This is a genomic window from Anaerobacillus sp. (genome assembly GCF_046314235.1).
GTDB lineage: Bacteria > Bacillota > Bacilli > Bacillales > Anaerobacillaceae > Anaerobacillus.
This window is the reverse complement of sequence record NZ_JBKBWN010000013.1, coordinates 66,608-79,212: the sequence shown is the minus strand read 5'-3', so window position 1 is coordinate 79,212 and position 12,605 is coordinate 66,608. Positions and strand designations below refer to the sequence as shown.

General features: G+C 37.5%; 10 protein-coding genes. All 10 read left to right on the top strand.

Annotation, left to right across the window (positions count from 1 at the left end; genetic code table 11):
• Positions 1–346 precede the first annotated feature (346 nt).
• The 10 genes from ACK4M9_RS16935 (at position 347) to ACK4M9_RS16890 (ending at position 12,605) form a co-directional block, all read left to right on the top strand.
• Positions 347–661 carry a hypothetical protein gene (locus tag ACK4M9_RS16935; protein WP_409853106.1) on the top strand — a complete coding sequence of 105 codons (315 nt, stop codon included), beginning with the start codon at positions 347–349 and terminating at the stop codon, positions 659–661.
• 57 nt (positions 662–718) lie between these two features.
• A complete protein-coding gene (locus ACK4M9_RS16930) occupies positions 719–2,020 on the top strand; it encodes an alpha/beta hydrolase family protein (RefSeq protein ID WP_409853103.1) in 1,302 nt (433 codons plus the stop codon).
• A gap of 237 nt (positions 2,021–2,257) precedes the next feature.
• Positions 2,258–3,538, top strand: a complete 1,281-nt coding sequence (locus ACK4M9_RS16925) for an MFS transporter (RefSeq protein WP_409853100.1) — start codon at positions 2,258–2,260, stop codon at positions 3,536–3,538.
• A gap of 529 nt (positions 3,539–4,067) precedes the next feature.
• Complete coding sequence (locus ACK4M9_RS16920; protein WP_409853097.1) at positions 4,068–7,301, top strand: winged helix-turn-helix domain-containing protein; 3,234 nt, start codon at positions 4,068–4,070, stop codon at positions 7,299–7,301.
• A 276-nt stretch (positions 7,302–7,577) separates the two neighbouring features.
• Complete coding sequence (locus tag ACK4M9_RS16915) at positions 7,578–8,843, top strand: substrate-binding domain-containing protein (protein ID WP_409853094.1); 1,266 nt, start codon at positions 7,578–7,580, stop codon at positions 8,841–8,843.
• Positions 8,844–9,030: 187 nt separating this feature from the next.
• Positions 9,031–9,795: an ABC transporter ATP-binding protein gene (locus ACK4M9_RS16910; RefSeq protein ID WP_409853091.1), complete on the top strand. Its 765-nt coding sequence runs from the start codon at positions 9,031–9,033 to the stop codon at positions 9,793–9,795.
• Positions 9,782–10,486, top strand: coding sequence for an ABC transporter ATP-binding protein (locus tag ACK4M9_RS16905; RefSeq protein WP_409853088.1), 705 nt, complete (start codon positions 9,782–9,784; stop codon positions 10,484–10,486). Before ACK4M9_RS16910 ends, ACK4M9_RS16905 begins: the two co-directional genes overlap by 14 nt.
• Before the next feature lie 26 nt (positions 10,487–10,512).
• The gene (locus ACK4M9_RS16900) at positions 10,513–11,382 is read left to right on the top strand and encodes a branched-chain amino acid ABC transporter permease (protein ID WP_409853086.1); all 870 of its coding nucleotides are present in this window, start codon (positions 10,513–10,515) and stop codon (positions 11,380–11,382) included.
• Positions 11,379–12,410: a branched-chain amino acid ABC transporter permease gene (locus ACK4M9_RS16895; RefSeq protein ID WP_409853083.1), complete on the top strand. Its 1,032-nt coding sequence runs from the start codon at positions 11,379–11,381 to the stop codon at positions 12,408–12,410. The genes ACK4M9_RS16900 and ACK4M9_RS16895 overlap by 4 nt, the downstream gene beginning before the upstream one ends.
• Positions 12,411–12,455: 45 nt before the next feature.
• Entirely contained in the window at positions 12,456–12,605 is a 150-nt protein-coding gene (locus tag ACK4M9_RS16890) for a hypothetical protein (protein WP_409853081.1), read from the top strand.

The following is a 12,605-nucleotide window of genomic DNA, read 5'->3' as shown; positions in this document are numbered from 1 at the left end:
GGTGTAGTTCGTAAATTTGCACAAATCTCAACAATCGTTTAATTACCTACGAAAAGGTAAGGGATGTTGAAATAAAGAGTGAACAAGAAGCATACAAAGAAATTTCCGATGGAAAATTTAATTTTTACTCTGAAAATAAAAGAATAGAAACATTGCATATTCACAGCGTAGAGATAAGCTATCATTTAGATTCCAAAGGTTTTTATCAACCTGTCTATGCTTTTCATTGTATATTAAATGGAATAGAAACGACGATCTTAATTCCGGGAATTTAAATATTAGGTGTCAGGCACCTATCACCGCGTAAAGGTGCCTGGCACCTATCCCAAAAAAAGGAGACTAGAAAATGGAACATGATGAACTAAAAGCATTTAAGAGGGAAGTAAACAAACAAGTGGATGAGTTAAAAAGCGAGCAAAAAGCATTCAAGAGACGTGTCAGCATCATTGCTAACTTACTTGTTCCAGGAATTGGCTTTATCATCTATGGCAGCTCTTATTTAAAAGGTTTACTAACATTTATCCTTTTAAGCGCCTATAACTTCTTCTTTTTTAGTCAAATTCTAAATAATACAGATTTAGGAGTAGCTGTTTTATACTATCTTCCGGCACTAGTGATTTGGGTAGGTAGTACCTTCATGGTTTCTAGCCTGGATGACTAAACATGGACTAACGACCGTCTCGCTAGATGCCTTGCAAAAAAGGAGAGGTAAAAATACATGGGTGTGATAATACTCTTGGTTTTGATTGTTAATGAAATGGCACTTGCTGCTTACAGTATAATGACAAAGTCTATGCAACAAAAGGTAAGAAATATGATTAGAATTATCGCATTTGTAGGGTTTGTGCTTTTTAGCGCGCTGTCAGTCATTGACTGGAGTTTTCGTTATTACACCATAGCTGGGGTACTTTTTCCTCTGGCAATCATCGGAGCAGTGGGATTATTAAAGAAAAAGGAAGATAAACGAACGTATAAACCTGTTAGGGTTGTGATGAAAACAATTGGAATGACGCTGCTTTTCATATTCGTAGCTCTTCCTTCCATCATATTTCCGCAATATGAAGCGATAAATCCAACCGGGAACTATCAGGTTAAGACTGCTACATGCACATACATAGATATAAACCGAATTGAAACGTATACCAATACTGGAGAAAATAGAAAATTGAATGTGAGGCTTTGGTACCCTGAAAATACAGAAAGGTCGTATCCTTTGATCGTCTTTTCGCATGGTGGGTTAGGACTGAAAACAAGCAATGAAACACTGTTCAATGAACTCGCAAGTCATGGTTATGTTGTAGGCTCAATCGACCATACTTTCCATAGCTTATTCACTACTGATGAGAATGGCCAAACTACATATCTAGACAAAGGTTATATGAAGGAGTTAACGACTGAGAATGCAAAATTGAACAAACAACAAAGCTTTGAATTTTATCAAAAGTGGATGCAGGTACGCACTGATGACTTAAATTTTGTGATCGATTACATCCTTGGACAAGCCATGAACGATACATCTGATGAGGTATACAATCTAGTAGATACAACAAAAATAGGGGTTATCGGACATTCTCTTGGCGGATCTGCAGCACTTGGCATCGGGAGAATAAGGAAGGATGTTAGTGCAGTTATTGCATTGGAGTCGCCATTCATGGTTGATATTATTGGCGTTAATAACGATGAGTTCGTTTTTACTGACGAAGAGTACTCCGTACCTTTACTTAATGTGTATTCGGACAGCTCATGGCCTTATTTAGGCGAATGGTCACAATATGCCCAAAATTATCATCTGCTTTCCAATACCAATCCAATAGCATTTAATGTTCATATTAGTGGCGTCGGCCATTTTACACTAACAGATTTGGCGCTTACGAGTCCATTTTTTACACGAATGTTCAACGGGCAGAAATCAATGGTAAGCACAGAGAGTACTCTCAAATTGATTAACAAGCTTTCGCTTGAATTTTTCGATTGCTTTTTGAAAGGTGAGGGTAAGTTTAGTTCAGATGGGACGTATTAGGTAGGTAGGGAAACGATAATTTTTACTAGACAAGAGTTGTTCTTGGTTTATCGGACTGTCCGGATAAGAAACAGAATTGTTGGGGCGAAAAGGCTAACCATGTCTTCTAGACTGTGAGCACGTGTGAGGAGAGTTTCCCTTTCAAGGATCGTGAACTTATGTAACTCAGAAAATACCGGTTATCATCATACAGGAGATTCATATAATTAGAGTAAAACCTAACAGGAGTAGAGGTCATTGGACAAACGAGAAAGCAGCTTTAGATGGGTAGTATTTGCTTCTGTCATGTTTACTTATTTATTAATGGCGAGTCAAAGAACCGCGCCAGGATTGATTACAGTTCAATTGATGACGGATTTTCAGCTTACAGCATCGACCATTGGCTTACTGACAAGTATCCAATTTTTTATCTATACGAGTTTGCAAATTCCGATGGGAATTATGGCTGATCGTTATGGACCTAATTTTTTTCTAATTGTTGGTGCAATCCTTACAGGTATTGGTACTATCATATACAGCCTTAGTACGCATGAATTAATGCTGTTTTTTTCAAGAATTCTTACGGGGACCGGGGATGCAACCATCTGGGTTAATATGGTCTTAATTTTGAGCCATTGGTTTAATTCAAAGGAATTCACTCGATTAATTGGAGTCGCTGGGATGACAGGAAGCCTCGGCTTTCTTTTGGCTACGGTTCCGTTCTCGTCCACGATTCATCTATTAGGCTGGAGGGGAGCATTTTTATTATTAGGAATACTAATATGTTTTTGTGGTACTCTCCTTTACTTTGTCCTTGTGAAAAAACCAAAACAACTGTTTCCGAACCCTCCTGTAGTAATCGAAAACGTGAGACAACGTGAAAAATTATTCGTTTTACTGCGGAGAATATTTTCTACGCGGCAAGCGTGGGCTTTGTTTTTCTGTCACTTTGGGCTTGTCGGTGGGTATCTCGGATTTATCAGTTCGTGGGCAGTGCCATATGGAATGAATGTTTATGAGATGACACGTTCTGGTGCAAGTCAGCTAATTATGATTGGTCTAATTGGCGCACTTATTGGAGCTCCTCTTACAAGTTGGATCTCAAGTCGGTTGGAAACCATTAAACGGCCGTATGTGATTGTCCATATCATTATTTTAATGAGTTGGTCTACATTTCTGTTATTGAACGGTAATCCGCCATTTCCCATACTTGTATTGCTGTTCTTTATCATAGGCTTTGGATTCGGGGCAAGTGCCCTTACGTTTGCTGTTGTTCGTCAATCGTTTCCGATTTCAGAATCAGGGATTGTTTCTGGATTTGCAAATACAGGAGGATTTCTCAGTGCCGTCTTGCTACCTAGCATTTTTGGCAATATATTAGATCGCTTTACGACAGGATCAGCTAGTTTAGGTGATGGATATTTCTACGGGTTCATCATTCCGGTTGTCTTTTCCGCCATTGGTTTGATAGGAGTCAGTTCAATTCGGGAAGCCGTGGGACGGAGGGACAGGTCCACTGTCCCATCTGAGCCAGAGTAGGTGGTTGTAGACAATGGGGCAGGAATACTGTGCCATCCAAGACTAACTAGGGGGTTGGAGTCTATGAGACAGCGTACCTAAAACGCCCTAGAACTTCAACTATTATCTTATTCTTTTATGTAAATTTCATTTTTTACGTTTTCTTTCCAAAAAAGTACAGGAGATGAGATACTAATTATTAAAAATTTTTGACTAAGTATGAGTTTTAACTTGTACTTAGTCTTTTTTTGTTAGTCTAGCTCCAGCACCCAGCCCCTCGAGGTCAAATAACCTGCCGAGGAAAAAGGATCTCGCTTTTTCTTAGATAAAAAGTGAAAAAAGCACACTTCCATGCTCCTGCGGTTACTCGTCGCAAAGCTTGCAGGATGTTTACTTAAGAAGTTGCTTGGCAGAACATTTGCTTGTCGGGGCTAATCAGGGTGCTTACGCTTTTTTTAAGGGTTAAAATTACCAGTCAACTTATGACCTATGCTAAAATAAATATAAAATATGGAATTTTACAAAAATTCAGTATAAAGGGTGATGTTTGGTGCTGAAAAAGTATCCCTTAATAAAAACTAAATTTATTCCACCTCTTATAAAAAATACTAATCTTTACCGCCCGATGTTAATTAAGAAAATGAGAAGTATTCTAGAAGTACCAATTACATTGATTCATTCTGGTCCAGGGTATGGAAAGAGTTCATCCATTGCCTCTTATTTAGAATACCAGCAGGGAAAATTTTGTTGGTATACACTGTCCAAACAAGAGGACAATTTCGTTTCATTTCTTGTACATATGATTTATGCGGTACAAGTATCTTCACCATCTTTTTGTAATAGATTACTGGATTTTGTATTAAATGAAGATATTGACAGTTTGGAAGGCGAAGTGGAATTACTCTGTTCAGAATTTATCAATGAATTAGTGGCAATGAACGAGGATGTCATTATTGTTCTTGATGATATTCATTATTTAGAAGCATCGAGTACGAGTATTAAATGGTTAAGTATAGTCATTCAATATCTACCGAAAAGTGTACATCTCGTGTTATGTGGTAGAATACGCCCAACATGGGACGTTTTGACAAGGTTGTTGGTCCATGGTGAGTTGCTAGAAATAACTGAAAATGATTTGGCTTTTACGAAAGAGGAAATTGAAGTTCTTTTTGCAGACTTCTATAACCTAGAGTTAATTGAATCGCAAGTCAACTACGTTTACGAATTAACAGAAGGATGGATTATTGCAATCCAAATGATTTGGCAGCAGTTTAAAATTACAGGCGATCTAGAAGTGAAAGAGCATTTAAATATTAGATCGCTAGAAGAACTTTTCCGTTATTTAGCGATGGAGGTGTTTTCAAAACAGCCTGATAAGATGCGGCAGTTTTTATTATCGACATGCATTTTTGGAGAGTTTAATATTCCATTCTGTAACGCCATTCTTAACCGCAAAGACTCACATCAGATGGTAGCAAACCTACTTTCACAAAATTTATTTATTATTCCAATAGGTACAGAGCAGTATCGATATCACCCTTTGTTTAAAGATTTTTTAATTAAACAATTACGTTACGATGAAGCTCTTTTTTATGAAAATCAAGATCGTGCCGCAAAATATTTTTTTGAAAATGAAAATTATGAACGGGCGATCTATCATTATCAAAAAATTGAAGAGAATAGAAAGATTGGCGCAATCTTAGATAGCTATGGCCAAATTTTATTGCAGCAAGGAAAGATAGAGGCAGTATCTAAAATGTTTGATCGACTATCAGTAAATGTGAAAATGGAATATATCAGACTATGGTTTATTGAAGGAGAAATAAACCGTTATTTTTGTCACTACGAGAAAGCGCTTTCTTGTTATCGTCAGCTTGAAGAATTAGCAGAATTTAAACAAGATTTCCTAGCAGGGAGCTTGGCGCAAGAAGGTAAAGCAAAGATTTATTTAGATACGATTCAACCAGCAAAGGCAGATAGTCATTTAAGTCAGGCAATCAAACTAATGGAGGAAGAACAGGGAAATCCAGATCGACAACTACAACTTTATAGTTTAATGGCAGAAAACTTGGTTAACCTGGGAAAAATGCAAGAGGCATTGCAGTGGCTCATTAAATGTAAAGCAGTAAAAGAAGACTTCACTAAGGTTGAATTACAATCTCGTTATTTTTTACGCATAGGCGAACTTCAACAGGCAAAAGTGATCTTAGAAGAGGCTAATGAATTCGAAGCAAATGAAAACTATCTATCTCGATCCCACCGAGAAACAGATTTAATTCTATCTATTATTTGTTCGTTTATGGGGGAATTGGATAAGGGAAAGAGATTGGCAGAACGTGCCATATTACGTGGGACGTTAAGGAAGTCGCCATTTGTTGAAGCTTGTGGCTGGATACGTATGGGTCATATAGTTCAATTAAACGGAAAATACAATCATGATTTAGCGATCCAATGCTATGAAACTGCTCTTGGATTAATGGATAAAATTAATATGTCTAGGGGGAAGTCTGAAGCTTACATGGGATTAACAGTCCTTTACGGAAGATTAGGAAATTACGAAATGGCGCAAAAAATGTCTTTAATGGCATTGGAAGAACCTAATCGGGTGAAGGATCAATGGTTAGCCTCCTTTGTTTACTTATCTCATAGTATTGCTGCTATCTATTGTAAGAAGTTAGAGGAAGCAAAGCTTTTACTAGACGAGGCTTCAAAAGGCTTTGACATGTGTAGTGGAAAGTTTGGACTTACAGTTACATTCTTTTGGCAGGCAAAGCTAGCAATGGATCAGGGTAATTGGCCAGACTTTCAAGTAGATATAGAAAAATTTTTACAATTTGTAGATGATTATGATTTCTTTTTAACTAAAAAAACACTATTTGGTCCGAAAGATCTGCAAATTATCATTCCAATGCTAATTGAAGCAAGACAATTAGGAATAACTAATTCCACACGTTTTCTTGAAAAACTTGGACTTGAGAACTTATCATTTCATCCTGGTTATTCAATAAAGGTAAAAACTTTGGGTGATTTTCAAGTTTGGTTAGGCAATGACAAAGTTCATGATAGAAGTTGGAAACGAGAAAAAGCGAAAGAACTTTTCCAATTATTAGTGACTAACAAGACTAAAATGTTTCCAAAAGGAGAAATTTTAGCATTACTATGGAATGATCTTGATGAGGAAGCTGCACAAAGAGATTTTAAAGTGGCGCTTAACGCCCTCAATAAAGCGATTGAACCAAAACGGCAAGTTCGAAGTAACCCTTTCTTTATTCAACGAGAAGACTCTTTATATGGAATAAATAAAGAGGCGGTGTTCGAAGTGGATGCCGAAACCTTTGAAACAACAATAGAAAAAGGATTAAGAGAACAAGGGGAAAAGGAAGCCATTGAGATTTTAATCCAAGGTTTAACCCTTTACGAAGGTGACTATCTACCTAGCAGACGTTACGACGATTGGTGTTTAGAAGAGAGGGAAAGACTACTTGTCTTGTTTTTACGTGGGGCAGAACGATTATCACAACTATATATAGAAAATAATTTGTACGATGATGCTATTTACTGGAGCGAAGCTATTCTTCTCAAAGATGTATGTTGGGAAGAAGCATATCGCATTTTAATGTATTCCTATCATAAAAAGAATAACAGAACATATGCCCTTCGTATTTATGAAAGATGTTGTAAACAACTTCAAGAGGAACTCGGTGTAGAGCCTATTGAAGCGACGAAGCAATTGTATAAAAAAATTAAAGAAAACAGCAAAGTTGAATTGACCAGTATGTCTTAATGGATGTACTGTTTTCTTTTCGAAACTCAAGATAGATTTTGTAACTAAGTTGTAACTAACCGTTTGTATAGTTTGAATAGAAAGAAAAGAATACTCATAGGAGGTTAGAATAAGAACAGTTGTAATTATTATTCAAATTTGTAACTAATTTGTAACTTTTATCAATGATACTGTAAATGAGTGAATTTCATAAATTCCAAAAATGAGTTATATCAAACTAAATGGCGATAATACGGAATTATGAAATTCAATAAACGAAAAAAAGGGGGATTTAAAATGAGATTGAAAAAAATTTGGCTTGGCTTCTTTATCGCATTAATTGCTGTATTAACGTTGGCGGCTTGTAGCTCTAGCGATACGGGAAGTAATGAAGCATCAAATGAAAATCCACCAAAGACAACGCCACCTGCTCCTGAAGAGAAGAAGGAATTAGAAGTAGTTAAAATTGGCTTATTAACGTCAGTGACTGGAGCACTTGAAGCATATGGTGCTCAAACGATTAAAGGCTTTGAATTAGGATTAGACTATGCAACTGGCGGGACGATGGAAGTTGCCGGAAAGAGAATTGAATTCGTAATTGAAGATACCGAAACGCAACCCGATGTAGCGGTTCAAAAAGCTACAAGATTGCTAGAAGATCACAAGGTTGATTTTATCGTTGGTTCATCTTCATCTGGGGATACATTAGCTGTTTTACCTTTATTGGAAGAATACAAAAAGATTATGGTTGTAGAACCGGCAGTTGCGGATAGTATTACAGGTTCAAACTGGAATAAATATATTTTCCGAACAGGAAGAAGTTCTTCTCAAGACGCTGTTGCAGGTGCCGCAGCCATTGCAAAGCCAGGAGTGAAAATCGCAACACTAGCACAAGATTTCGCTTTCGGTAGAGATGGAGTTGCCGCATTCAAAAAAGCTGCGGAAGCTCTAGGCGCTGAATTAATGCATGAAGAATTTGCAGATCCAGCAGGTGTTGACTTCTCTTCGAACATCCAACGTATTATTAATGCAGAGCCTGACTATTTATTCGTTATTTGGGCAGGAGCTAATAGTCCATGGGGACAATTAGAAGACATGAGAGTACAGGAAAGAGGGATTAAGCTATCTACGGGAGCACCTGATATTGCGGCACTTCGTACGATGGAAGACATGATTGGAATGGAAGGTTTCACGGTTTATCATCATAGCTTACCAGACAACGAAGTAAATGATTGGTTAGTTGCAGAACACCAAAAACGTCATAATGGTGAAATGCCAGATTTATTTACGCCAGGTGGTTTTGCTTCGGCAATGGCCATTGTAGCGGCACTTGAAAAAACAAATGGGAATTTAGATACAGAAACGTTAATCACTGCAATGGAAGGAATGACTTTCGATACACCGAAAGGTCCAATGACATTTCGTCCTGAAGATCATCAAGCGTTGCAAACGATGTATGCAATTAGATTAGAAAAAACGGATGAGTTTGACTATCCAGTTCCAGTATTGTTGCGTGAACTGTCACCAGAAGAGTCAGCGCCAGAAATAATGAACAATAGGTAATGAAAGTAGTTCAAGGCATTTAAAGACTTTTCTTCTATATTAAAAAAATAAGGTGGAGCGCGAATGTAAAAAACGTGCTCCTCTTTTTTAAAAAGATGAGAAAGTGAAGGACACCCGTTCCGTTATTTTGAAAAAATTGTAACCTTCTAGAGGGTTGGAGGACAAAAAAAGTAAAAGAGGTGAGACGGTGGATACGATATTAGAAACAAAACAATTAACAATCGCTTTTGGGGGGCATGTAGCTGTAAGTGAAGTAAATATTGAAATTGAACGTAATATGCTAAAGTCTATTATTGGTCCAAATGGTGCTGGAAAAACAACGTTCTTTAACATGATCAGTGGCCAATTAAAACCTACAAAAGGGCAAGTGTTTTTTAAAGGGAAAGATATTACGAAGATGTCTCCGACTCAGCGGACAAGACTTGGGATTGGAAGATCGTTCCAGATAACAAATGTATTTCCACATCTAACTTGTCATGAGAACGTTCGACTAGCAGTTCAATCTCAAATGAAAGTCTTCTATAATATGTTTTCCCATTTTAGTAGATTAAATGAAATTAATGAAAAAGCAACGGAGTATTTAAGAACAGTGAAGCTTGAAAATAAAGAGAAAGAATTGGCTGTAAACTTAGCCCATGGTGAAAAGCGCAAGTTAGAAATTGCGATGCTACTTGCCTTAGAAACGGAAGTACTACTCCTAGATGAACCAACGGCAGGAATGTCGTTAGAAGAAGTACCAATGATTTTAGATGTCATTAGGGCGATCCGTGATGAAAGAAAGCGGACAATTGTATTGATCGAGCACAAGATGGATATGATCCTCGACTTATCAGACAGCATTATGGTTTTGTTTCATGGGAAACTACTGGCTGATGGAGAGCCGAAAGAGATCATGAAAAATGAGCAAGTTCAAAAAGCTTATTTAGGAGGGTTACACGATGACGCTTCTTAAAGTAGATAACATTCATACGTACATTCAGCAATATCACATTTTACAAGGGGTTTCATTTGAAGTAAAGCAAGGAGAAGTAACGGTACTACTAGGAAGAAACGGAGCAGGGAAAACGACAACATTAAGATCAATTATGGGACTAAATCCAATTACTTCTGGAAGTATCACTTTTAAAGATAACTCAATTGGAGACTGGCCGACACACAAAATTGCCAACGCCGGAATTGGTTATGTTCCTGAGGATCAAGGGATATTCGGTGCCTTAACTGTTGAAGAAAATATGAAGGTTGCCATGAAGAAAAAAGATGATGCAACACTGGAGCGAATGGATTGGATTTTAGACTTGTTTCCTGATTTAAAGCAATTCTGGAAGAAGAATGGTGGACACTTAAGTGGTGGCCAAAAGCAAATGTTATCAATTGCTAGAGCTTATATAAACGATAATGACATGCTCCTTATTGACGAACCGAGTAAAGGGTTAGCGCCAATTATCGTGGAGAAGGTCATGGATTCGATTAATCAAATGAAAGACAAAACGACAGTCGTTCTTGTAGAACAAAACTTCATGATGGCAAGTACAATCGGTGATTGCTTTTATATTATTGATGATGGGCATTCCGTCCATAATGGGGTAATGGGTGAATTAAAGCATAATGAAGAGTTAAAACGGAAATATTTAGGAATTGCTTAAATGAATCGTGAAAGTAGGTGAAGGAAATGGAAATGCTCATTAATATTACGGTCAATGGTTTGGCAACAGGGATGCTTATTTTTTTACTTGCAGCAGGTTTAACACTTATTTTTGGTTTAATGGACGTGTTGAATTTCGCTCACGGTGCTTTATTTTTATGGGGAGCATATGCAGGGATTTGGGTGTATACAAGTTCGGGAAGCTTTTTGGTTGGAATTATAGCGGCAATTATTACTTGTTGTATTTTAGGATATTTATTAGAGAGATTTATTGTAAAACCAGTGTATGGAAATCATATTCAGCAAATTTTGATTACATTAGGAGCAATGCTTGTATTAAGTGAGCTTGTAAAGGTTGTTTGGGGACCTAATATCATTCATGCTCGTGCGCCAGAATGGCTTCGAGGTAGCTGGGAAATTGGCGATGTATTCTTAATTAAATATAGAATTTTTATTATTTTCGTTGGGTTACTTGTTTTTGGTAGTCTATTATTCTTATTAAACCGAACAAAGCTTGGGCTTGTAGTTAGAGCAGGTGTGATGGATAAAGAAATGGTGCAAGCGTTAGGAATTAACATTCGGAAGGTATTCTTATTCGTCTTTATCCTTGGGGCTGGAATGGCTGGTTTAGGAGGAATGCTTTTTGGTCCTTATTCTGGGGTTATTTACGCAGAAATAGGCTTAGAGTATGGGATTTTAGCATTCATAGTTGTTGTTATCGGTGGAATGGGGAGTGTTCTTGGCTCAATGATTGCAGCACTACTGGTTGGTTTATTAGGTTCTTATGCAGCTTACTTCCTACCGGAAATTGCTTTAGCAGTTAATTTCCTACTCATGTTAGCTATATTAATATTTAAACCATCAGGAATTATGGGAATGAAGGAGGCGTTAAAATGAGCCGACTGAAACAACTATCAAAATTTAAACTGACTTTTTCAGTACTTACGATTGGCTTACTCTTCCTCCCGTTCGTCACTGACTCACGAAGTATGTTAATTATGTTAACAAAAATCTTTATCTTTGCTGTATTTGCAATGAGCTATGACTTGCTTTTAGGCTATACCGGAATCGTTTCTTTTGGTCATGCAATGTTTTTTGGTATAGGTGCTTATACAGTTGCGATTTGTTTAAAGGCATTTGGCCCTAGTGTTCCAGTGTTGCTATTAGCGATTGTTGTAACGATTATTTTTACTGGCATCGTCAGCTTTTTAGTAGGTTTATTAACCCTTCGATTAAAGGCTCACTTTTTTGCGATGTTGACCTTAGCAGTAGCCGCTCTATTTTTAGTAGCAGCGGAAAAGTGGCGCTCGTTAACGATGGGAAATGACGGGTTTACGTTTGCAATTCCAGAAATACTTCGTGATCGCGTTACCTTTTATATCGTGGCTTTAGTATTTATGGTTATTGTGTTCCTATTCTTGGAGCGTTTTACTCAGTCGCCGATGGGGAGAGTCTTACAGGCTATTAGAGAAAATGAACCACGTGTTGAGTCTCTTGGCTACCGGGTTATGCATTATAAAATTACAGCCAATGTAATTGCTGGTATTGTGGCAGGTTTAGCGGGAATTTTGTACGCTATGAGCTTACGATTTGTAAATACTGCTGTTTTTGCAACGGAACTAACCCTTGATGCCCTTTTGATTACGATCATTGGTGGAGTTGGTACCTTATTTGGAGCGATTGTTGGAGCAGCTCTAATTGAATATGCTCGTCATGGATTAATGGATTTAGCAAGTGTCCACTGGATTTTTGAACGTTGGGTCATTCTATTAGGTACAGTCTTCATTTTAGTAGTAATGTTCTTCCCGAAAGGAATTGTAGGAACGACGCAAAGTTGGTGGGTAAAGAGACAAATGAAAAAAGCGAATAAATCAAAACCACAACCACCTGCTAAAAATAAAAACTTCACCCAGGATGTAGGTTAAAGGAGAGATACGTTTATGGAGGCTCAGTCTCAGGTGGTGTCATTCGTGATTAGAGTTCATACTGCATTAAATGAATGTCAAGAGCAGGAAAATCAAGTACGGATAAAAGTGAAGCATGTTCAAACGGATGAAGAGGCTGCTTATGCAACCTTAGAGGAAGTTTTCAGTTATATCAAGGGTGTGATTGGAGAGTGA

Excerpts from the sequence above, each read along its gene's own strand:
- ACK4M9_RS16935 (WP_409853106.1), top strand. The coding sequence starts at position 347 with ATGGAACATGATGAACTAAAAGCATTTAAGAGGGAAGTAAACAAACAA.
- ACK4M9_RS16930 (WP_409853103.1), top strand. The coding sequence starts at position 719 with ATGGGTGTGATAATACTCTTGGTTTTGATTGTTAATGAAATGGCACTT.
- ACK4M9_RS16915 (WP_409853094.1), top strand. The coding sequence starts at position 7,578 with ATGAGATTGAAAAAAATTTGGCTTGGCTTCTTTATCGCATTAATTGCT.
- ACK4M9_RS16905 (WP_409853088.1), top strand. The coding sequence starts at position 9,782 with ATGACGCTTCTTAAAGTAGATAACATTCATACGTACATTCAGCAATAT.
- ACK4M9_RS16900 (WP_409853086.1), top strand. The coding sequence starts at position 10,513 with ATGGAAATGCTCATTAATATTACGGTCAATGGTTTGGCAACAGGGATG.
- ACK4M9_RS16895 (WP_409853083.1), top strand. The coding sequence starts at position 11,379 with ATGAGCCGACTGAAACAACTATCAAAATTTAAACTGACTTTTTCAGTA.